Origin of the sequence: Priestia megaterium NBRC 15308 = ATCC 14581 (assembly GCF_000832985.1) — a bacterium.
Classification (GTDB): Bacteria; Bacillota; Bacilli; order Bacillales; family Bacillaceae_H; genus Priestia; species Priestia megaterium.
Window position 1 is genome coordinate 3,609,685 of sequence record NZ_CP009920.1, and the last position, 23,582, is coordinate 3,633,266.

At 38.2% G+C, this 23,582-nt stretch carries 18 protein-coding genes and 1 pseudogene; 16 read left to right on the forward strand and 3 right to left on the reverse strand.

All coding sequences use genetic code 11. The features are described from left to right. Nucleotides 1-201 precede the first annotated feature (201 nt). Complete coding sequence (bcbE, locus tag BG04_RS18750) at nucleotides 202-1,443, forward strand: bacillibactin exporter BcbE (protein ID WP_013082387.1); 1,242 nt, start codon at nucleotides 202-204, stop codon at nucleotides 1,441-1,443. A 167-nt stretch (nucleotides 1,444-1,610) separates the two neighbouring features. Continuing rightward, nucleotides 1,611-5,816: a tetratricopeptide repeat protein gene (locus tag BG04_RS18755; RefSeq protein WP_034653350.1), complete on the forward strand. Its 4,206-nt coding sequence runs from the start codon at nucleotides 1,611-1,613 to the stop codon at nucleotides 5,814-5,816. A gap of 31 nt (nucleotides 5,817-5,847) precedes the next feature. On the opposite strand, the gene BG04_RS18760 is transcribed toward BG04_RS18755, so the two are convergent. Beyond that, nucleotides 5,848-7,143, reverse strand: a complete 1,296-nt coding sequence (locus tag BG04_RS18760) for a purine/pyrimidine permease (RefSeq protein WP_034653346.1) — start codon at nucleotides 7,141-7,143, stop codon at nucleotides 5,848-5,850. Between the two features lie 252 nt (nucleotides 7,144-7,395). On the opposite strand from BG04_RS18760, the gene BG04_RS18765 reads away from it, so the two are divergent. The 12 genes from BG04_RS18765 (at nucleotide 7,396) to BG04_RS18820 (ending at nucleotide 20,925) form a co-directional block, all read left to right on the forward strand. Beyond that, complete coding sequence (locus tag BG04_RS18765) at nucleotides 7,396-8,220, forward strand: M55 family metallopeptidase (RefSeq protein ID WP_034653343.1); 825 nt, start codon at nucleotides 7,396-7,398, stop codon at nucleotides 8,218-8,220. A 14-nt stretch (nucleotides 8,221-8,234) separates the two neighbouring features. Next, entirely contained in the window at nucleotides 8,235-9,164 is a 930-nt protein-coding gene (locus tag BG04_RS18770; RefSeq protein ID WP_080743093.1) for an ABC transporter permease, read from the forward strand. Beyond that, entirely contained in the window at nucleotides 9,148-10,104 is a 957-nt protein-coding gene (locus BG04_RS18775) for an ABC transporter permease (protein WP_170959573.1), read from the forward strand. The genes BG04_RS18770 and BG04_RS18775 overlap by 17 nt, the downstream gene beginning before the upstream one ends. A 4-nt stretch (nucleotides 10,105-10,108) precedes the next feature. Next, nucleotides 10,109-11,107: an ABC transporter ATP-binding protein gene (locus BG04_RS18780; RefSeq protein WP_034653340.1), complete on the forward strand. Its 999-nt coding sequence runs from the start codon at nucleotides 10,109-10,111 to the stop codon at nucleotides 11,105-11,107. A 23-nt stretch (nucleotides 11,108-11,130) separates the two neighbouring features. After that, the gene (locus BG04_RS18785; protein WP_016763509.1) at nucleotides 11,131-12,774 is read left to right on the forward strand and encodes a peptide ABC transporter substrate-binding protein; all 1,644 of its coding nucleotides are present in this window, start codon (nucleotides 11,131-11,133) and stop codon (nucleotides 12,772-12,774) included. A gap of 88 nt (nucleotides 12,775-12,862) precedes the next feature. After that, nucleotides 12,863-13,807 carry a S66 peptidase family protein gene (locus BG04_RS18790; protein ID WP_034653337.1) on the forward strand — a complete coding sequence of 315 codons (945 nt, stop codon included), beginning with the start codon at nucleotides 12,863-12,865 and terminating at the stop codon, nucleotides 13,805-13,807. 31 nt (nucleotides 13,808-13,838) lie between these two features. After that, nucleotides 13,839-14,747: a C40 family peptidase gene (locus BG04_RS18795; protein WP_034655255.1), complete on the forward strand. Its 909-nt coding sequence runs from the start codon at nucleotides 13,839-13,841 to the stop codon at nucleotides 14,745-14,747. A 12-nt stretch (nucleotides 14,748-14,759) separates the two neighbouring features. Beyond that, nucleotides 14,760-15,767 (forward strand): ABC transporter ATP-binding protein, encoded by a 1,008-nt coding sequence (locus tag BG04_RS18800; RefSeq protein ID WP_034653334.1) that lies wholly within the window; start codon nucleotides 14,760-14,762, stop codon nucleotides 15,765-15,767. A gap of 14 nt (nucleotides 15,768-15,781) precedes the next feature. Then, complete coding sequence (locus BG04_RS18805; RefSeq protein ID WP_230586579.1) at nucleotides 15,782-16,543, forward strand: serine hydrolase; 762 nt, start codon at nucleotides 15,782-15,784, stop codon at nucleotides 16,541-16,543. A gap of 341 nt (nucleotides 16,544-16,884) precedes the next feature. Then, the gene (locus BG04_RS18810) at nucleotides 16,885-17,436 is read left to right on the forward strand and encodes a hypothetical protein (protein ID WP_013056190.1); all 552 of its coding nucleotides are present in this window, start codon (nucleotides 16,885-16,887) and stop codon (nucleotides 17,434-17,436) included. Nucleotides 17,437-17,545: 109 nt separating this feature from the next. Next, the gene (locus tag BG04_RS18815) at nucleotides 17,546-18,073 is read left to right on the forward strand and encodes a GNAT family N-acetyltransferase (RefSeq protein ID WP_034653330.1); all 528 of its coding nucleotides are present in this window, start codon (nucleotides 17,546-17,548) and stop codon (nucleotides 18,071-18,073) included. A gap of 86 nt (nucleotides 18,074-18,159) precedes the next feature. Next, the gene (locus tag BG04_RS18820) at nucleotides 18,160-20,925 is read left to right on the forward strand and encodes a bifunctional diguanylate cyclase/phosphodiesterase (protein WP_034653327.1); all 2,766 of its coding nucleotides are present in this window, start codon (nucleotides 18,160-18,162) and stop codon (nucleotides 20,923-20,925) included. A gap of 15 nt (nucleotides 20,926-20,940) precedes the next feature. Here the strand turns inward: BG04_RS18820 and BG04_RS18825 are convergent, their stop codons facing one another. Both BG04_RS18825 and BG04_RS18830 read right to left on the reverse strand, forming a co-directional pair. Next, nucleotides 20,941-21,243: a hypothetical protein gene (locus BG04_RS18825; RefSeq protein ID WP_013056193.1), complete on the reverse strand. Its 303-nt coding sequence runs from the start codon at nucleotides 21,241-21,243 to the stop codon at nucleotides 20,941-20,943. Nucleotides 21,244-21,331: 88 nt separating this feature from the next. After that, nucleotides 21,332-21,883, reverse strand: a pseudogene (locus tag BG04_RS18830) (TVP38/TMEM64 family protein). Nucleotides 21,884-22,378: 495 nt separating this feature from the next. Here BG04_RS18830 and BG04_RS18835 point away from each other — a divergent pair. Further along, the gene (locus tag BG04_RS18835; RefSeq protein ID WP_013056195.1) at nucleotides 22,379-22,696 is read left to right on the forward strand and encodes a hypothetical protein; all 318 of its coding nucleotides are present in this window, start codon (nucleotides 22,379-22,381) and stop codon (nucleotides 22,694-22,696) included. 338 nt (nucleotides 22,697-23,034) lie between these two features. Continuing rightward, nucleotides 23,035-23,559, forward strand: coding sequence for a cupin domain-containing protein (locus BG04_RS18845; RefSeq protein WP_034655253.1), 525 nt, complete (start codon nucleotides 23,035-23,037; stop codon nucleotides 23,557-23,559). Nucleotides 23,560-23,582: the final 23 nt, after the last annotated feature.

Below are 23,582 nucleotides of genomic sequence, written 5' to 3' on the forward strand. Positions count from 1 at the left end.
ATAACAAAGTTTAATAAATTAAAGAAGAACAGTGAAACCATGAATAGCAATCACCTTTTTAGCTAAAAAATATAGATACACATCATCTTATGTAATGAGATAGTTAAGCTTTAAAATCAATGAACACGAGAGGTTTTATAAAGCTTAAATTGAAAAACGTGTGATTGTGACGTTAATTAGAAGTAAGGTTTGGAGGACGCTATGGAAAGTAGAAAAAAATTGGATTTACTTGCTCTTGCTTCTGTGCCACTTATCATGACCCTCGGAAATTCAATGTTAATTCCGGTATTGCCGGTGATTGAAAAACGTCTACAGATAAGCTCGCTGCAGGTATCCATGATTATCACGGTCTATTCAATTTTCGCTATTTTTTTAATCCCGATTGCTGGTTATTTATCAGATCGATTTGGCCGCAAGAAAATTATTATTCCAAGTTTGCTGCTTGCTGCAGTAGGAGGGGCTTTAACAGGCTGGGCTTCATGGCAAATGGCCAATCCTTTCTGGGTTATTTTAATTGGCCGCGCGATTCAAGGAATAGGTTCAGCAGGAGCTATGCCTGTTGTGATGCCTTGTGTAGGAGATATGTTCAAAGACGAGCAAGAAATTACAAAAGGACTAGGTTTAATTGAAACAGCTAATACGTTTGGGAAAGTACTAAGCCCAATACTGGGAGCTTTTTTAGCGGCTATGATTTGGTTTCTTCCTTTTTGGTTCATTCCTATTCTTTGCCTTATTTCGATTCTTTTGGTTATCTTTTTAGTAAAAGTTCCGAAAAATGATAGTTCTTCTGAATCTGAACAAAAAAAGAAAAGTATTAAGCAGTTTTTGAAGGATTTGAAGAAAACGCTCAAAGAAAATATTGGATGGCTTATGGCTATTTTTATTTTAGGCGCCATTATTATGCTTGTATTATTCGGTGTTTTATTTTACCTATCGACCATACTAGAGGAGCGTTATCATATTGTGAATACGAAAAAAGGTTTAGTGATGGCTATTCCTTTGCTCGCTTTATCTATTTCTTCTTTTGTGGCGGGGAAAAAAGTTGGAAACAATAAAATCGTTATGAAGTGGTCTGCTTTTTTTGGCTTCTTATTGTTAACATGTTCTTTCATCATTTTATTTTTTAATACGTCTCTTTTTAGTATTTTACTCACTTTAGTGCTTGGTGGAATTGGAATTGGAGCAGCTCTTCCCAGTCTTGATGCGCTTATTACAGAAGGAATTGAAAAGGAAGAGAGAGGAACCATTACGTCTCTTTACAGTTCGATGCGCTTTGTAGGAGTAGCAGCTGGGCCTCCCCTTTATACATTGCTTATGAAGTGGTCGGACATGGCTGTGTTCCAAACGTCTCTAGGGGTTAGTGCGGTAGGTGCCATTTTAGTTTTAAAAGCGATTAAACCAAAGCCTGAAGGTGGCGTAAAACTGAAGAAAGCTGAAGTGTGATTTTATAGAGCTGTCTTATGATAAAAGACGGCTCTTTGCTATTTAAAGACCCGTCAATATGCTTAAATTTATATTGTGTCTAGAAAAAATCCTTGAAATTTCTTATACTTCAATTTATAGACAGCAGATGCAATAGTTCTTATTTTATTGAATAAGGTGGTTTTGAATTGAGTATAAATTATCAGAAATTAAAAAGCATGGTGGATCATTATCAAATATTTGATCTTGTAGCGTATATAACAGAAGAAGTACAAAGCCTTCAACCAAAGAGCCTTACGGGGATTGTGAAAGAATGGTTAGCAAACTTACAAACGGAAGAAGAGCTGTACGAGCTTATCCGCTTTTGTGATGAAGCTTTATTAAATCGTTTAAGTCGAATGTTAACGACATATGGATATCGTCGATTTGGCTCGATTCGAATGGTGACTCTTTATTGTGATGATCTCCTGCGAGAAGGCAAGATACTCGACGCTGATGATAGACTTTCTTTATTAATTTCTCAGCTGGATACGGAATCAGTTAAAGAGGAACAGCTTGAGAAAATCTATTTTTTAAAGGTAAGAATTCTTTTAGAAATGAAACAAGTGGATGAAGCTTCTGAGTGGATGAAACAAGTAACGTCCCATAATCAAAAGGGTATGGCTGACAGATGGGGCTATTTTTATTTGCAGCTCAACGACAGAATGAAAGCTGAAGCCTGCTTAAAAGAAGGAACGACATATAAGAAGAATGGAGATTTTTGCTATGCAATGCTCGCAGACTTATATGCGTATGAGGGGAAGCATAAACAATCGCTTGAAAAAATTAACGAGGCTATTGTCCGCTACCCACAGCTTCCGTCTTTATATATGGATAAAGTGATGCGATTAAAAGATTTAAAAGAGTATTCTCTCTTGCTTGAAACAATTGAATTTATCGATTCAAAGTTACCCTATCACGATTATCAAGATTTTTTTACGCTGCTGCGCGCCGACATTTATTTTGAACAGCAGCAGCAATCTCAGCTTACGCATCTGCTATCGACCAAGCGATGCTTAAAAGATTCACCTTATCAAAAATTAATTGGAAAGAATACAGACGATAAATGCAGTACAATCAAGCTTCCTATTGTACCAATTGTTCAAAAAGATAATTATTGCGTGCCAGCTAGTATGAGTATGATGTTAAGGCTTTTACATACCGAAAAAACACAGGATGAGATTGGGACGCATATTTACGGAGGGTTAGGCTCCAAATTATCAACTGCGGTGAGCTACTTTGAATCTCTTGGCTTTGCAGCGATGTTTTTTACAGGCACAGGTGAACAGTTTAAAGAACTATTAGACAAAGGGCTGCCTATTTTGGTCAGTCTGGAATTTGAACAAGCTTCCCACGTTCAAGTTGTATTTGGCTATGATGATGAACTTGAACTTTTTCATGTACAAGATGCTAATTTTCTAAGTCCAACGTATGTAGAATATAAAAATTTTGATCAGCATTACGCTAATTCGGGTTTTTTATCAATTGTTGCTTCTAAAGCGGCAGCGGATCTCGCTTCACTTTCTAAAGAGCAAGATATGTTTATTCGTCAGCTGTATGACTTAATCGAACTAGTTGAAGCGGATGAAGAGGCACACATTAATGATCTCGTTTCTTTACTAAAAGCAAATGAGCATGTTCCATTTGCCGCTATTTACAGTATGAAGCATTTGTATAGAAAAGAGCATGAAGCCTATATTCGTACGTGCATTAACCATGTATTAGAGAAATATAGCAATCATGATTATCTTAAGCTTCACGCTGCATATGCCTTTTTTAAACTTGACGACAGTAAGGGAGCATCTTCTTTGTTACACCACATAGATAACAAAAAGCATAGCTCTTTTTATCACTATCTTAAAGGAAGAATTGCGCTGGATGAAGAGAAATATGATGAGGCTGTTGAAGCACTGCGCAGCTCGCTGCAATTAGACGTAGAGCAGCATTTGAACTGGAGCTATTTAGCACTTGCATATATGTACAAAGGAAACCTCGAAAAGGCTTTTGAATGCTCGACTATTTCCTTAAATATGTATGGCGATGAATCTTATACACAAATCAATCACGGACTTATTTTAATGGAGAAAGAAAGATACGCAGAAGCCAGAAATCTTTTCGACGCGTTATTAAAAGAAAACCCAAAAGATGCGCACAGCTGGTTTGAAAGAGCCCGTTGTGATGAACATTTAAAGAAGTTTCGTAAAGCTTACCGGGGATTTCAAGTAGCTAAACAGCTTTTGCCGACTGTTCCTTATCCATATCTTTCGATAGCTGATTTGCTACAATATCAACTAGAAAAAACAGACGAAGCTGAAAGCTATCTCAAAGAAGGCATGAAGCATCTCCCAAGCGACATGACAATTCGAGGAAGACTAGGCGATTTATACGTCGCGAATCAAAGGTACGAAGAAGCTATTGCTCTGTATAAAGAAGGCTTAAAAATAGAAGAAGATGCCCTTATGTATTTGGGCTTATCTTATGCGTATCTAGAAACAGGTGAACATTTAACGGCCGTTGATACGCTCACGCTTATTGCGCAGAAGTTTTCATCGAACAGCGACGTCCTGTTGGATGCAGGGAGTATGCTTTTAGATGCTGCAAAACAACAGGAGCTAGACAACCAAACGATAGAGTTTGGATTTGCTCTTTATGAAGAAGGAATTCATTTTGCTCAAACAGCGTTAGATGAAGTGTTAGAAGCATATACGAGTTATTTAGAAGACACGGCTTTACTGACTCGTGGAATTAAGTTTTTAACCGCAGAACATCAAGAGCACCCTAATGAGATTTTGTACATGTGCTATTTAGGCATATTATACGAACAAGCCAAGCAGCTAACAAAAAGTGAGAAACTTTATCAACAAGCGCTTCGTATCAAGCAAGATGCTTTACCATATTATCGGTTAGGTGAAATATATCAATCAATGAATCGCACTGCTGAAGCAAAAGAGGCCTTTCAAAAATGCTTAACTCTTGATAAAACATTTGAAGCCGCTTGTATGAAGCTTGCTGAAATGGCTTGTGAAGAACAAAATCGGACGGCTGAAAGGAATTGGCTGCTTCAATGGATACAGCTGAATCCTATGGAAGTAAACGTTGAGCACGCAGCTTCACTTTGTGAAACAGAGAAAGAGTATGAAGAGCTGTTAGAGGTATTAAAAAGCGTAGAGGAAAGCGTTTTGCCTCAGTGGCTTGCTGACAGCCAGGCTCATGTGTATCGCCTAAAAGGAGACATTTCACAGGCTGAAACGTATTTAGAGAAGGCGCTTGAACTAGATCCACAGAATCCTGCTATTCGCCATCATCAGGCGAAATGGCTCATCATGGAGCATAGATATGAAGAAGCTAGAAAAATTCTTACAGAGTTACTAAGTGAGGATCCGGAAGATTACGCTCTATTTCAAACGGTCATGTCCAGCTTTCCAAATGGAAAAAAACTGTCCGGGCTTACGGCAGATTTAAAAAAGATAAAAATGGAAAAACACAGCAAAAGCTTGTTATTTAAAAACGCAGCCGAGGCTTTAAATGAGTATGCCGATTCGATCGTAGAAGAGCAGCAAGGATCTATCTTCAAACGAAGCTTAGCAAAGTTCAAAGCAAAAGCAAAAACGGTTACGCTGCTTGGCTTAACGATTGAACTGTATGAACTGGCTATAAAAACGGATCCGAATAATAAAGAGGCTGTGCATGCATTTGCGGCTTTTTACGAAGAGAAAGGATTAATTGAAGATAGCATCACCGTGCTGAAAAAATCGCTGCATCAAAGCTGGGATTTTGATGTTGCCTATCATTTAGCCAATATACTCGTTAATATCCATGAAAATGAACAGGCTGCACATGAAGCGCTAAACTTAGTTCAAAAACTTCTTGAACAGCAGCCGTATCATATAGATTTGCAGATATACCGAGCATTTATTTTGAGTGGCCTTGAAGAGGTAGAAAAATCGGAGACAGCTTTTCAAGAATTACTTCAACAGGAGATTTATCAGCCTGACATATATGCAGGACTAGCAAAACTGTATAATAAAACAGAACGTTATCATGAAACTGTTCAACTTCTTCAAAAAGCGATTGAACAGCGTCAAGAGTATGAAGGGATGTATACTGATTTAGGTATCGCTTATCATTTAGAAGGTGAAACGGAAGCAGCAGCTTCGCTTATGATAACCAGAGTAGAAAGTGGAGACGAAGATCTTTTTATTCGCTATAACTTGGCATGCTATCTAGCTGTTCTTGGAAAAACTGCTTCCGCTCAGGAAGAATTGGATTATGTTTTAGCACACGATGAAACGGGAGAATTTTATGAACTGGCTATGGAAGACGATGAACTAAAAGGATTAACGGTAAGAAGGTAAAAAAAAAGAAGCTGGGTTTCAGCTTCTTTTTTTATACCTCTTTTGCACCTTGTCTTTTCAAAGAAATGGATTCGGAAATTTCCAGTGCAAGAATGATAATGGTGCCAAGAACTAATCCGTTGCTTAAAAAAGTAGTAACTAAAGGTGGCAGTGTTGAAAAAGCTTGAGAAGGCAAAAACATAACCCCTATCCCCGACAGCAACGCAATACCGGCTTTTTTCATTGCTTTTTCGGGCTGTTTGGCATGCTTGAATTCTCCAATTCCAAGAGCCATCATACCTGTAAAAACAGGAAAGATTGCCGCGTATCCGACGGCAGGAGGAAGAGCGGACATAATGGATGTTAAAGGAGTAAAGATACTCAGAAAAAGCAAAAGACACGATGCTACAATAAAAGGAACTCGGCTATAAAGATTTGTAGCTGAAATAAATCCACCGGAACCGGAAATAGGCACGGCACCGACACCTGAAAACAATCCTCCAAGCAGCTGACTTATACCCGAAACCATCCCCGAACGCTTAATATTGTCTTTTTCAATTTTTTCTCCTTTGTGTTTATAAACAGACTCAACAACACGAATAGAAGCTAGCATGTTTGTAATTAAAATGAGCGTCACAAAAAAAGCAGTGACAACCATATTCCATTCAACGCGAGGAGCTCCAAATACAAACACTTTAGGTATGTAAAATAACTGCGCCTGAAACTCGATAGGTTTAGCTAACCCTAGCATTGCAAATACTCCCCAGCCTACACCAATACTAATAATAATGCTGAGCTTATTTAACGTCCGGTGCGATAATAAATAAAAAGTCAGCAGCAAAATCGCAGCTGAAGCCAGCGCAATAGGAAGTTTAATAGCTGAATTCGTTTCTGTAATACCAAACATTCCTTTTAAAAAGGAACCGCTGAGCTGCGTCACTAATAAAATTAAATATGTACCGGTAACTGTCGGGGTAAAGTATTTTGCTAGTTTATCAATGAGACCAAGCAGGCTCATCAAAATAGCAATTATCCCGCTTATAAGGAGGGTGAACTGCAGCACGCGGAGCGTTTCAGAGTGAGAACCAAATAGAACGGTTCCAAGACTCGCATACAGAGAAAAGACGCCCCACCAAACACCAGCTGGCCCTTCCATGATGGGATATTTATGCCCTATAAATACCTGCAAGAGCCCGGATAAAGCTAAAATAAATAACGTTCGCTGTAAAAATTGAATAGAATCCGCTGCGTTTAAATGAAACTGAGAAGCAATTACAATAGGAACAATCATACTATTAGAAATCATAAATAAAAACCATTGTAGTGAAGCAATGGAAACTCGAAACATTCTTAACACCTCAATTAATGCCGACGAGCGGCTGAATGAACCAACAGGCTGCTCTATTATTTTACCATGGGATTTCCAATTTGTAAGCGATATCTTGTTAAAAGGAAGATGAGTAAAGTGTCAAAAAATTCAATATATTGTTGTAAAAAGAAGAAAGATAATTTATAATTTTCTTACAATTATAAATTATAAACATAAGAATAATTTATAATGAACTGACTAACAGTCAAGGAAGGAGGAGGAATAAGACAAATGAAACTATATCTGTCGGTTGATATGGAAGGAATTACGGGACTCGTCGATCACACAAATGTTCTGCGGCAGAAAAAAAATTATGAAAGAAGCCGCAAAATAATGACGGATGAAGCAAATGCAGTAATTTATGCAGGATTTAGAGAACAGTGCTCAGAAGTTGTGGTAAATGACAGTCATTCGAGTATGAATAATCTCCTTGTTGAACGGCTTCATCCAGAAACTCAGCTTATTTCAGGAAGCGTAAAACCATATTCAATGGTACAGGGATTAGATCAGACTTTTGATGGTGCTATGTTTCTAGGATATCATGCTAAAGCATCCATGCCTGGTGTCATGTCTCATTCGATGATATTTGGTGCTCGCAATATGTACATAGACGATACGAATATTGGAGAGTTAGGCTTCAATGCATATGTCGCAGGCTATTACGGCGTGCCAGTTTTAATGGTAGTCGGTGATGACCAAACGGCGTTGGAAGCACAGCAGCTTATTCCAAACGTGACGACTGCTATCGTCAAACAGGCCATTTCACGTTCTGCAGCCAAAACATTAACCCCTAAGAAAGCAGAACAATTACTTCAAGAAAAAACAGCCGCAGCTATTCAACATAGACACCTTGTTAAACCTTTACTTCCACCTAAACATCCAACCTTACGAATAGAGTTTGCAAATTACGGTCAAGCAGAGTGGGCGCACTTAATGCCGGGCACAGAAATTGAGCCTGGAACGACGACTGTTCGGTTTCAAGCAAAAGATATTTTAGAAGCTTATCAGGCCATGCTTGTTATGACTGAATTAGCGACGCGCACAACATTCTGTTAGAAGGTGGGATAAAGGTGAAAAGTTATATTTTGAAACGATTTTTATCCATGCTTGTTACGCTATGGGTAATTGTGACCTTAACCTTCTTTTTAATGCATTCGATTCCTGGATCTCCATTTAATGAAGAACGAGCGACAAGCGATGCAGTTCAAAAAAACCTGGAATCATTTTATCACTTAGATGAGCCGCTAGCTGTGCAATATATTCTTTATTTAAAGTCCATTGTTACCTTTGACTTTGGTCCTTCCATTAAACAGCCGTCTCAAACGGTTAACGACCTTTTAGGAAGAGGGTTTCCCGTTTCATTTGAACTTGGAATGGTGACGTTAATTCTTGCGGTGACTTCCGGTATTACACTAGGCATTATCGCTGCTCTTAGAAGGAATGGAATAATTGATTACATGGCGATGAGCATAGCAGTTATCGGATTGTCGGTTCCAAATTTTGTTATGGCCACGTTGTTAATTCAACAGCTTTCTGTTAATTTGAAAATTTTACCTGCCGCTACGTGGACGAGCCCTTTACATATGATTCTTCCGACTCTAGCTCTTGCCACAGGTCCTATGGCTATTATTGCACGTTTGACTCGCTCAAGCATGATAGAAGTACTAACTCAAGATTATATTCGAACAGCGCGTGCAAAAGGGCTTTCACCAGTAAAAATTGTATTTAAGCATGCGCTTAGAAATGCTTTAATGCCCGTTATAACAGTTCTTGGAACGATTGCAGCCAGCGTATTAACCGGCACATTTGTTATTGAACAAATCTTTGCTATTCCTGGCATGGGAAAATATTTTGTGGACAGTATTAATACGAGAGACTACCCGGTAATTATGGGCACGACGGTCTTTTACAGTTCGATTCTCATCATTATGCTTTTTTTAGTAGACATTGCTTACGGAATACTTGATCCACGAATCAAACTGTATAAGAAGGAGGGATAACGTGCTGGAAAAACAGGAGTATAAGCAAATTCCTGATGAGTGGTTTGTGCCAAAGAAAAAGAAGAAATCTGAAGCTGAAGCAGTTGTAAGGCCGAGTCTTTCTTATTGGCATGATGCTTGGCGCAGGCTTGTAAAAAATAAGTTGGCCATGCTGGGTCTCTTTTTTTTAGTCATTCTCGTTGTGATGGCTATATTCGGTCCTATGTTTTCACCCTACAGTGTAACGAAAGCTTCTTTTACAGAGCAAAATCTTCCTCCTTCAGCTAGTCATTGGTTTGGAACGGATGACTTAGGCAGAGATATGTACACCCGGACATGGTACGGGGCTAGAATCTCTTTATTTGTAGGACTGATGGCAGCGCTTATTGATTTTATCATCGGTGTCATTTACGGGGGATTCTCAGGCTACAAAGGCGGAAAAACAGATAATGTCATGATGCGCGTAATTGAAATTTTATATGGTCTTCCTTATTTATTAGTGGTGATTTTACTAATGGTAGTCATGGGCCCCGGGCTTTCTACGATTATTGTGGCACTTTCCGTTACAGGTTGGATCGGGATGGCGAGAATTGTACGGGGGCAAGTATTGCAAATAAAAAACTATGAATACGTGCTTGCATCCAAAACGTTTGGAACAAAAACTAGTCGTATCATTAAGCGAAACCTGCTTCCAAATACGATGGGACCGATTATCGTTCAAATGACACTAACCGTACCAACTGCCATTTTTGCTGAAGCTTTTTTAAGCTTTTTAGGGCTGGGTGTACAGGCTCCTTATGCCAGCTGGGGAGTAATGGCAAACGATGGTTTATCAACGATTCTATCAGGCTATTGGTGGCGTTTGTTTTTTCCCGCTTTTTTTATTTCTCTTACCATGTTTGCTTTTAATGTCCTTGGAGACGGACTGCAAGATGCACTTGATCCGAAATTAAGGAGGTAAGCAAATGGAAAAAATGCTCCAAATCAAAAACTTACACGTACAGTTTTCAACTTACGGAGGGCGAGTTCAAGCTGTAAGAGGCGTTAGTTTTGATTTACATAAAGGAGAAACACTAGCGATTGTCGGAGAGTCAGGGTGCGGAAAAAGCGTAACATCTCAAAGTATTATGAGGTTAATTCCGACACCTCCGGGCAGGATCACAAGCGGATCTATTTTATTTAAAGGCCAGGATTTAACGAAACTATCAGAAAAAAAAATGCGAGACATTCGAGGCGCTGATATTTCGATGATTTTTCAGGATCCCATGACTGCGCTTAATCCAACTCTTCGCGTAGGTGAGCAAATTGCAGAAAATATTATGCAACATGAAAACATTTCAAAAGAAAAAGCCAAAGAAAAAGCATTTGAAACGCTGGAGCTAGTCGGAATTCCAAATCCTAAAGAACGCCTAAAGCAATATCCTCATGAATTTAGCGGGGGAATGAGACAGCGTATTGTCATTGCAATGGCTCTTGTATGCAATCCCGAAGTGCTAATTGCTGATGAACCTACCACAGCTCTTGACGTCACGATACAAGCGCAGATTTTAGAATTGTTTAAGGACATTCAGCAGAAAACGGATGTCTCTATTGTTTTAATTACCCATGATTTAGGTGTAGTTGCTCAGGTAGCTGACCGTGTTGCCGTAATGTATGCAGGAAAGATTGTAGAGATTGGAACAAGAAGAGACATCTTTTATACGCCGCAGCATCCGTATACAAAAGGATTGCTGCGTTCAGTTCCTCGGTTAGATTTATACGAAAGTGAACTTGTGCCTATTGCAGGATCACCTCCCGATTTATTTGCACCTCCATCCGGATGTTCGTTCGCACCTCGCTGTCCTTACGTAATGGAAGTATGTGACCGCATGTATCCTGCGTCGACAAAGCTGAAAGAAAGTCACCAAGTGCACTGCTGGCTTCAAGATGAGAGAGCTCAAAAATTTGTAACAACTATAAGCTAGATTTATAGATGAATAGAGAACTTATGAAAGAGGGGGAAATGATGAAAAAAATAGGGTCTTTACTAATGATGTGTGTACTTATATTTGCACTTGCTGCCTGTACGGCCACAAAAGATTCAGGCGCGGAGCCAGAAAAGAAAAGCAGTACAGCAAAAGAAGACGGTAAGGTCCTTTATATGAATAATGGCGCAGAACCTACGTCTTTTGATCCACCTATTGGATTTGATTCATATTCATGGAATATGCTTAATAACTTAATGGAAGGGCTGACTCGTTTAGGAAAAAGCGATGAGCCTGAAGGAGCAATGGCCGAGAAATGGGATATCTCTGAGGACAAAAAGGTCTATACGTTTCATTTACGAAAAGATGCTAAATGGTCAAATGGAGATGACGTGAAAGCAAGTGATTTCGTATTTGCTTGGAAGAGGCTGTTAGATCCTAAGACGGGTTCACCAGCGGCATTTTTAGGTTATTTCATCCAAGGTGGAGAAGAATTTAATACGGGTAAAGGTAGTGCCGATCAAGTAGGGGTAAAAGCGCTAGATGACAAAACCTTTGAAGTTACGCTTAAAAGCCCTCAAGCCTATTTCTTAAGCGTAGTTTCCAATCCAGCGTTCTTCCCAATTAATGAAAAAGTAGCAACAAAAAATCCGAAATGGTTTGCAGAAGCAGATTCGTTTGTTGCGAATGGTCCCTTCAAATTAACTCAATGGAAGCATAACAGTAATCTAGTCATGGAAAGAAACGATCAATATTGGGATGCTGAAAATGTAAAGCTCGACAAGGTAAAATGGGCAATTGTTGAAAATACAAACACAGAATATCAAATGTATCAAAATGGAGAACTAGATGTTTCTGAAATTCCATCGGATTTAAGTGAAAAGCTGCTGAAAGATGGAGATGTTCATATCGAAGACCAAGCGGGAACTTACTTCTATCGCTTTAATTTAGATAAAGAGCCCTTTCAAAACAAAAATATCCGTAAAGCATTTGCAATGGCTGTAGATCAAGATCAAATTGTTAATTTTGTTACAAAGAATAAAGAAAAACCAGCTCGTGGGTTCGTATCTTACGGATTTAAAGATGCAGATGGAAAGGATTTCCGTAAAACGGGCGGCGATTTATTAAAAACAGATGGCAAAGAAGCAAAAGCACTTCTGAAAAAAGGAATGAAAGAAGAAGGATATAAAAAGCTGCCAGCTATTACGCTAACATACAGTACAGACGATACGCATAAAAAAATAGCAGAAGCACTGCAGCAAATGTTCAAAGAAAATCTAGGCGTAGATGTGAAGCTTGCCAATATGGAATGGAATGTTTTCCAAGAAGAACAAAAAGCGTTAAAGTTTCAGCTGTCAAGAAGTTCATTTTTAGCTGATTATGCAGATCCAATTAACTTTTTAGAGAGCTTCCAGACGGGTCATTCAATGAACCGTACAGCTTGGAGCAATAAAGAATATGATGAGTTAATTAAACAAGCTATGAACGAAACTGATAATAAAAAACGTTTTGAGCTTATGTATAAAGCAGAAGGTATTTTATTTGATGAGATGCCGATCATTCCTATCCATTTCTACAACTATGTGTTTTTAATCAAAGATAACGTATCTGGAATTGTTCGTCATCCTGTTGGCTATTTAGATTTGAAGTGGGCAGATAAACAGTAAAGTGGAACTTTTCGTCAGAGGGGATTTCAATTCCCTTCTGACCCAAGTTTCACTTTCTTCATTTCTTTACACAAAAGGAGTGTGACAGATGATAAAACCAAAACCATTACAAAAAGGTGATACAGTAGCTGTTATTGCGCCTGCTAGTCCGCCTAATCAGCACAATCTAAAAAAAGGAATAGAATATTTAAAGGGAATAGGATTAAACGTAGTAACAGGCGCACATTTATATAAAAAAAACGGGTACTTGGCAGGGACTGATGAACAGAGAGCAGCCGATATACATGCGATGTTTGCCAATAAGGAAGTAAAGGCAATTATTTGTGCATGCGGAGGGTATGGGACTGCTAGGCTTGCCTCGCAATTAAACTACGATTTAATCAAGCGAAACCCAAAGATTTTTTGGGGATATAGTGATATTACGTTTTTACATACGGCTATTCATCAGCGCACAGGTTTGGTTACCTTTCACGGGCCAATGCTTTCGTCGGATATCGGAAAAGAAGATGTTCATATAGAGACGAAGCAAGCTTTTTATCAATTATTTTCTCACCGTTCTTTTTGCTATACGGATCAAATTAGTTCGCTCGACACTATTTGTGAAGGAGAAGCAACTGGTCAGCTGATAGGAGGAAATCTTACTTTGCTGGTAAGCACGCTTGGTACACCATTTGAACTAGATACGAAAAATAAAATTTTATTTATTGAAGATATTGATGAAGAGCCGTATGAAATTGACCGCATGATGACACAGCTGTATATGGCCAATAAACTACAGGATGCAGCGGGAATTATTATCGGAGATTTTCATAACTGCTATCCTAAAAAACGTACAGAGTCGCTTTCATTGGAAGAGGCATTAACAAGTTACCTAACTTCTTTAAAAAAGCCTGTTATGAGAGGGTTTTGCATCGGACATTGCTCTCCTCAAACACCTGTGGCGATTGGAAGTTATGCCACGATGTCGACGTATGAACGAATGGTGGAATTTGAATCCGGTATTACATTACCAAAAGATAAAGTCGAACGCTGAAGGTTAAACCTGCGGGGAGGAGAAATAAGTGATAGATAAAAAAACGTATTACGTTTGTGTGGCTGTGGCGACTGTGTGGACTTCCTATGACTCTTGCAGAGAAATAGATGACAATGCAACAAGTGTCCCAGTAAAACTAGATAAATGGCTAGAACAATTAACGTATACACGTCGGTTGGAGCTTTGTGAGAAAAATTTAGTTCAAACGCAGCTGTTACTAGGAGAAGAAGTATACGTAACGGAACGGAAAGGTAAATGGGCAAAAATCGTTATTCCTTCTCAGTTTTCTTCTAAAGATGAAAGAGGATATCCCGGGTGGGTTCCTTCCCACCAACTGATTTCCCAAGCTGAATATTCTCCATTGAATAAACCAACGGCAGTGGTAACAGCAGCGATTGCGACACTGCAGCTAGCGGAAGAAGCCTTACAAATTAGTTATCAAACGCAGCTGCCTCTTTTAAAAGAAGATAAAGAATGGCTAGAGGTTCAAACGCCGGTTGGCAGTGGGAAAATAAAACGTCAAGATGCTGTTGTAATAGAGGATAGAAACCGTAAAGCAACAAAAGGAACTGGAGATGTGATTATTGCAGCAGGAGAACAGTTTTTGAATCTTCCATATTTATGGGGTGGCATGAGTGCTTGGGGATATGATTGTTCCGGGTTTGCCTATGCTACTCATAAAGCAAACGGCTATCTTATTCCAAGAGATGCCACCGATCAAGCAAGGCGAGGCAAAGAAGTAGGATTAGACTCTATTCAACCTGGAGATTTGCTGTTTTTCGCTCATGAAAAAGGTGAAGGGTCTATCCACCATGTTGGTATTTATTATGGTAAAGGAAAAATGCTTCATTCACCTAAAACAGGTAAAACCGTTGAACTGATTGAATTAAAAGGAACGCTTTATGAAGAAGAGCTGTGCGCAGCCCGGCGCTATTATTAGGAGGTGGCAGTTATGACAACGAAGCATTTGTTAGAAGTAAAGCAGCTGAGCAAGTATTTTTCGATTACGAATAAGCAGGTTTTAAAAGCAGTAGACGGCGTGTCTTTTCATATTTCAAAAGGAGAAACCTTTGGACTTGTTGGTGAATCCGGCTGCGGAAAATCAACTGCCGGGCGAACAATCATTGGGTTGTATAACCGTACATCGGGAGAGGTGCTTTATAAAGGAAAAAATGTGCATGAGCTATCAGAGAAAGAGAAATTTGCTTTTCATCGTAATATGCAAATGATTTTTCAAGATCCATATGCTTCACTAAACCCTCGTTCTACCGTAAAGGAGATTATCTCAGAACCAATGGAGGTTCACGGACTTTATTCGAATAAAAAAGAAATGCTGAACCGAGTGTATGAGCTGCTAGAAGACGTCGGGCTAAATCGTGATCATGCCAATCGCTATCCTCATGAGTTCAGCGGCGGGCAGCGCCAGCGCATAGGAATTGCGAGAGCTTTAGCGTTAAATCCAGAATGCATTATTGCAGACGAACCTATTTCTGCTTTAGATGTATCTGTACAGGCTCAAGTAGTTAATTTATTAAAGAAACTCCAAAAAGAAAAAGGATTAACTTATTTATTTATTGCACATGACTTGTCGATGGTAAAGCATATAAGCAGTCGTATTGGAGTTATGTATTTAGGGCATTTAGTAGAATTAACAACAAGTGCGGAGCTGTACCAAAAACCGCTTCACCCTTACACTCAAGCTCTACTGTCAGCTATTCCTATTTCTGATCCTGACGTTGAGGATAATCGGAAGCGAATTGTTCTTAAAGGAGAATTGCCAAGTCCAATGAATCCGCCCTCGGGCTGCGTGTTTAATACGCGCTGTCCTCTTGCAGTAGCAGCCTGTAAGACTCAAAAGCCAGAGTGGCAGGAAGTTGAAGACAATCACTTTGTAGCCTGTCACTTATATAATCAAAAGATAATGAGTAACAACTATATTGAAACAGCTGCGACAAAATGATGGAAAAAGCGAGAATGAAAATCGAAGATGCAGTTACTACGTGGAAGCGGAGTAATAATGGACTTATACGTATTCATATTGAAGGAAAAGAATCCATACGGATTAATTCTTTTATCCAACAACGAGCAGCAAGTACAATCAAACTGCTGCTTGCAATAGAAGCGTTTCGTCAAATTGATGCGGGCATCTTGGCTTTAACATCTGTCATTCAAAGAATGGAAAAAAACACGGTTGGCGGAGCAGGCGTACTTAAAGCTCTTCCGCAGTTAACACATATTAAAGTGGAAGAGCTGCTTACCCTTATGATAATTGTTTCTGACAACACAGCTACTAATGAGCTCATTTCTTTAGTAGGATTTGAAAAAATTAACGAATGTGCTAAAAATCTAGGATTAAAGAAAACCGTTTTAAACCGCTATATGATGGACGAAATCGCTGTTGAAAAAGGGATTGATAATTATACGTGTGCCTCTGATGTAGTAAAGTGTCTAAGGGAAATATATGAAGGAAGCCTTTTGCGGAAATCTAGTCGCGAAAAAATAATGAGAATGTTAGAAATGCAGCAGTTTCAGCATAAGCTTCCAGCACGTATAGGATCAGCGTTTCAAGCTGCGAATAAGACTGGAGAACTACAGGGAGCAGAACATGATAGTGCTATTCTCATGCGAGGTAACGAAACGTATTATGCCGTTGTTTTGATAGATGGACTAAGTGACAATGAACAGGGAAGGAGATTAATTGCTGATATTGGATATCTTCTGTCATCTAACATCTAAAAATCTCTTGACCATATACTTCAATAAGCGGGATTGGTTTGCTCCCTTTTATTTAATGTCTTCTATCAAAGAAAAACGCACATTTACTAATAATAAATGCTTGTCTTCTCAGATTTTGGCGAGACCGTTGTTTGCTGCGCTGGATTTGTGCTAGTAATAGATAAACATGTTCTTTTTCATAAAAATTTATGAAAAAATAATGATAAATCATTCATCCTATACCAACTTATTCATATTTTTTATATAATAGAATAATAGTATATATTTTAAACGAATAGTGAATGTCTATGCAAAGCAGCAAGGAGCATGAAATTATTCGATTCATAAATGGTGGTGTATGTATGGCAAACGAACATGTAATGATAGATATTATAAAAGCATTTAAACGCAATTCAACTGAATCCATTGCCATGGATTTAATTAAGGAAGTGCGAGGGACATTTAGTCCATTACCTAAATATATAGCGGATTTAATTGATGAGCTGAGAAAATTAAATTTAAAAGACGAAGTGATCAGTGTAATCTTGTATCAATCTGTATATGTGGCAGATCATCAATTTAATATTAAAGATACCATTACCAATCGTCAGTTTGTAAAAGATACGATTGAAATGGGCAGAAGATGGGTGCATCAGTACGGCCGAATTGAAACAGTAGAAGAAGCAATTCATATTGCAGAGCAAGTGTCTACAAAAGAGGACTTGCCTCATCATTTGCAAACAGCAACAATTGACGAAAAAATTACGCTTGAGGTGCAGCTTGATCATCAAACGTATGAAATGTTAAAAAATATAGCGGTTTATTATGATCATCATTCCTATGAACAGTCAATGACTGTAGCAATTAATCGTTTATATACGCAGCTGCGCGATGCACAATCAAAAAATAGTTAAATGTCAAATCTCACATGTTTCGTGCACCATGTGAGATTTTTTAAGATGTGAAAGAGGCGCAGATGAAAATGTCTTGCTCCATCATTCACCAAAAGGAGGGAGAACATAGATGAGGATATATTTATCTCCTCTTCAAAAAAAAGATGCTTCTAAAGTTTTTGAATATTGGTCGGATGAAGAGGTTACTAGATATATGAATATTGAGCCCTTTACGACGCTTTATCAAGCGGAAAGCATGATTGCACTTCTCCAAAGTTTGACGAAAGAAGGGAAAGCAACACGCTATGCTATTCGATTAAAGACTTCCGATGAGATCATTGGAACCTGCGGTCTAAACCGTATTGATTATGTTAAAAAGCAAGCAGAGATTGGGTATGATTTAGGCAGACCTTTTTGGAAAAAGGGCCTCATGACAGAAGCGCTCTGCCTTTTGCTAGAAAAAGCTTTTGAAGAGTTTCATATACAAGAAATTGAAGCAAAAGTTGATCCTAATAATAAAGATTCAATTACTCTTTTAAAAAAATTTTCGTTTCAACTAGAAGAGGCGTATGAGTCAGATGATTGTACTTGTTTATACACCGTCAACAAGGAAAAAGTGAGCGTGATATTGTCAGGACGTTCAAAAGGTAAGAAGTAAATCGAGCATAAGTTCTTTTGAAATAGTAAATATTTTTAGGCCTTAACCGATAACAAAGAAAAGAACGAATTGAAGGAAGGTCATGAATGAATCATCATACACATTTACTAGAAGGGACGTACAATGAGTTACTCGTTACACTCTCTTTCCTTATCGCTATTACTGCGGCGTACGCTTCTTTTGGGTTAGCTAATCGTGTAAAAATTTCCCGGGCAAAATTTATTCAGTTTTGGTTAATCAGCGGGGCATTTACATTGGGGATAGGCATTTGGTCAATGCATTTTATCGCCATGCTTGCTTTTCACCTGCCCGTAGATGTTTCATATAATTTATGGTTTGTTCTTCTCTCAATCTTGGGAGCAATAACGGGATGTTATATAGGCCTCTACCTCATTCACAAACAAAAGAAAAGTATAAAAGCACTTATCACTGCAGGGAGCTTTATGGGAGCGGGAATTGTTTTTATGCACTATTTGGGCATGATGGCTATGGAGCCAATTATGATTTCATATGATTCATTTATCGTTTTTCTCTCTATTCTTATTGCTGTTGCTGCTTCTAATACAGCTTTGTGGCTTGGTTTTTATTCAAAGCTAAATGAAGGGAAGCTTACCGTTTTTGCTAAGGTTATTTGTTCTATTATGGGCATTGCTATTGCAGGTATGCACTATACGGGCATGCAGGCAGCTTCTTTTTCAGGAATGTCAATGTTTGAACACTCAAACGGTTTTGCTTTAAATCCAATATATTTATCCGTCGTTATTGTTTTTTTTATTGTCTGCCTATTTACGGCTGTGTTTTTAACCATTTTTATGGATCGACGCGTACAAAAACAAGAAGTTTTAAAATGGGCTTTTTTTGAATCCGCCTTAGATGCTATTTTGGTGATCGATGAAAAAAGACATGTTTTATCGCTCAATTATGCAGCGGAAACGCTTTTCTCTCTTAAAGCATCAGATGTAATCGGGAGTAATGTTGTTAAGCTGCTGCCCTTCTATGAGTCTTCTTCTCTACAAGATGGACGAACTGAGCACTCCCTTTTGATAAGTAATAGAGAAGTTACGGTTGAGATAACGGTGATGGCGGTAGGAATTGAAGAGACGGTTGAGTATATGCTGTATATCCGCAATATGACGCAAGAGCGCGAAGCGGAAAAAACGTTGATTGAAGCAAAAAATCGCTATGAAAACTTGTTTTACTCCTCTCCATTGGCAATTATGGTCCATCGAGAAGAAGAGGTCGTGTCTGTGAATGATGCTATGATTCAGCTTTTAGGAGTAACGGAAGACCAGCTCGTTGGTAAATCGTTATATGATTTCTTTTCATCTGAACAAGTTCCTGATATTAAAAAAGGATTGAAGGCAGTAAAGGATAGAAAAGATGAGCCAAGATCTCCATTAGCTCAGTTGAAAATGTTTAATGCGTTAGGTAAGGAACTCTTCTTAGAAGTAAAATCTACGCTCATTCAAATTAATGGAGAGACGCTTTTTCAGACAGTAACTAGAGATGTAACGGAACAGAAAAAAGCTCAAGAATCGCTTCAATATATGGCTTTTCACGATATGCTAACAGATTTACCAAATCGAAGTATGTTTTCAAGCATTGTAGAGAAATCCATTGATTCAGCAGCTGCTTCAGGAAAAAAGCTTCATTTCTTATTTTTAGACCTAGATCGTTTCAAACAGGTAAATGACACGCTTGGTCATCATGCTGGAGATCAGCTTATGCTTCAGGTTGTTGATCGAATGAAGAGCTGCATAAGAAACCAAGATGTGCTTTCGCGTTTTGGAGGAGATGAGTTTTTAGTTTTACTACATGATAGGACTGATGAAGAAGTGAAAAAAATCTGTCAATCATTAAATGAATGCTTATCCACTCCTTTTGTAGTGCTATCGAGAGATGTTTATTTAGGGGTAAGCATCGGAGTTAGTTTATTTCCTAAAGATGGAAAAATACTTGAAGTGCTAGTTCGCCATGCTGATTTAGCGATGTACGAAGTCAAAAAACAAGGGCGTAATCATTATCTGTTTTATCAAAAAGAAATGCAGGTTCATACTACGCGACGAATGAGAATTGAAGATGGGTTACGCAAGGCTTTTGAGCTGGGCGAAATGGAGCTTCACTATCAGCCGAAAGTCAATATTCAAAGTGGCCATATTGTTGGGGTGGAGGCTTTAATCCGGTGGACTCATGCCGAGATGGGCGTCATTTCTCCTGCAGAATTTATTCCGATTGCTGAAGAAACAGGCGTTATTGTTACACTGACGAAATGGGTATTAAAAAAAGCGTGCCATCAAAATAAGTATTGGCAGCTTCAAGGACTTCCTCCCTTAAAAATGAGTGTGAACATATCAAGTGTGGATTTTGGGACAACTGATTTTGTTGATTATGTGTTAGGTGTCTTGCGTGAAGTAGAGTTAGAATCACGATATTTAGAACTTGAAATTACAGAAAGTGTAACGATGAAGCATGTTGAGCAAACAATCGAAAAGCTACAAATCTTAAAAGATGCAGGAGTATTTATTTCGATTGATGATTTTGGCTCAGGATACTCCTCGTTCAGCTATATTCAGAAGCTGCCTATTCATACGCTGAAAATTGACCGGTCTTTTATTAAAGATTTAGATCCTAATACAACGGAAGTATCGATTGTCAGAGCCATTATTACACTAGCCAAAAGTTTGCAGCTATCCGTCGTAGCAGAAGGTGTAGAAGAAGTTGAACAAGTAGAACTTCTTCATAAAGAAAAATGTGATGAAGTGCAGGGATACTATTTCTCCAAACCGATTTCAGCGGAGGAATTTTATGAGAAATTTCATAAAATCGAAGAAAAAATGGAATTTGTTCATTAATGTAAAAAGCCGTTCTTATTTAAAAGAACGGCTTTTTACATTTAAGGTCAGAGCTAACAGTTTATACAATACATAGATTCCAAGGTATGCACCGGTTAATAAAAAAGCTGAATTTAAAAAGATTGCATGAATGCTCGTCATAAAAACAGTATGGTTTTTTAAGATACGATAGATAGAAGCAGCAGCTATATTTCCAAATACTAGCGCTGAAAGAAGGGCTAACGTATTAAAAACTAGCTCTGCTCCTTTCCATTTGAGTGAGAAAAAGAGCATGATAATAGGAATAATAATACTTCCAGAAACTAACAGAAAAATCAATGGACCATCTCCAATACGTTATCTTATTACAGTTACATAAGATAATGTTTTTGCTTATTTTTAGATAGTCTTCCCTTTTTATAGTCTGTTAAGCTTTTTTCTTCCATTTTTTACTTATATAAAAAAGTAAGATGATGGATAAAACCATTAAAATGATTTTGCCTTGCATAGATCCTTGTTAAATATGATAAACCGAATAAACTTCAATAAAAAGCGCTGGAATTTTTCCAAGTGCGCTAGCAGAAATGAATACCGCAAAGGAGCCTTTTCCTATAGCGCTGAGGAATGTAATGAGGCCTGATGGAACAAAGGGAAGTAAACGCAAAGAAAGAATCAATATAAAACTCTCTTTCCCTTGTACGCGCAGCAGCTTCAGCGACTTGGAGTGAGAAGGTGTTTTTGTATGAACAAGTGTACGGAAACCTTTTCGATACAGCCAAAAAGAGAGAGCTGCACCTAAAACTTCTCCAATAAAAGAAAGCAAAAATCCGTTCCAAAAACCAAATAATTTTACGTTTACGAACGTAAGGGGTGCACTTGGAAATACGCCCGTAATGCTAATAAGGATGTTCAAGAGAATGCTGATAAACCCAGCTGCTTCTAAATGTTCAAGCAGAAATGTTTGAAGATAATCAGTCATGGTTATACTCCCATTTATGTTTTACTTGTAGGGCTATTTTAGATGATTTTCTACTATTATATAATTTTTGGCATGAAATAAGTAGGTAAGCAGTTTATAAAAAGCAAAACAGGGTAACTACTTACTAATGAAAGATGATTTACTGATTTGAAGGGATGGACAACTCATGTTGAAATTTTTGCTTGTTATTGTAGTTGTATTATTAATTATTATGATTTTTAAACGCTTTATCCGAAAATGAAAATGCTAAACTAAGCAGCTCGTGGGATCTTTCTCACGAGCTCTTTTGCGGAGCTATTCAGTAGCTCAACAATACACTTTTTACCTGTGATGAATATCACTGCAGCTAGGGAAATGAAGGGGTAAGATAGAAATGGGAGGGAGGTATATGGAATTATTATTCTATCTCAGCACTTATTTATCAGGGGGAGCTATCGCATTATGGCTAATTAATGCAGCATTTAATGGATTATTAAAATAACAGAGGGAGAGAAAATGAACGATTCTAAAGGTATATTTAACGATAAAGAAAGAAAGCTTGCTCGCTATTTGGAGACGTACACAACTGAGCAGATTTTAACTGAAGCAGGCATGTCTTCGTCTGCTGCGCTATATGAGTTGAAAAAAATAAGATTACCGCGGGCAGTTGCTAATACGATTGTTTATTACGTACTGGCAACAAATAATCAAAAGCTGGTTATGTACAAACTGCTCATGTTAGCTGGCGTTTGTAAAAAGCTTGGCATTCAAGATGCACAGGCAGCCCTCACTTTTATCAAAAAATATTACGTTTGTCATCAGCATTTACACTAGAAAGTACATTTGTCTGAGGGGGAAAAGAGATGAATATTGTCCCGTTTAAGCAGCGTTCATCTGCAAAAAACGATCAAGGCAGAGAACAGCCGTTTCAATGTTTCATTGAGGGAGATCGATTTCAGTTAGATTTGTATATGACATATTTATTTCATCGCTGCCATCCTAGCAGGTATAGATATAACCGTGCTAACAGAAAGGGTAGGATGTAATGATAAGATACCAGTGGTAACGGCTTCATTATTCCATCAGGAAAAATGAAGCCGTTTGTTGTGTTAGAAAGAATGATTTACTATGATGTAGTTAATGATAAAAGAAAAAGGAAGGGAAGGAACGTAATGGATTTACATAAGTGGGAATATTGGATTTCAAAGCTCGAGCTTCAGCCTCATCCAGAAGGAGGGTATTATAAACAAACCTATCGCTCCAACGATGAAATTTCTGATAAAGAAGTGTCATCGCAGTTTGATGATAAACGCTTCCTATACACGAGTATTTACTTTTTATTAAGGTCTCAAGATGTATCGCATTTCCACCGGCTGCAATCAGATGAACTATGGTACTATCATGGGGGAAGTCCTTTAACCATTCATATTATTTACCGCGACGGAACCTATCAAGAAGTAAAACTAGGTACAAACTTAGAAAATGGAGAAGTTCCTCAATTTTTAGTTCCAAGAGATACGATTTTTGGTTCCTCTGTGGCAAATGAGAATACGTTTTCTCTCGTTGGATGCATGGTCGCACCAGGTTTTGATTTCCGTGACTTTGAATTATTCACAAAACAGCAGCTGCTTGATGAATTCCCCGAGCATGTTGTGATCATCGACAAATTAGGGTACGATAAATTGCCAAATGATTGAAAAGCATGCATCTCGGTTTGATG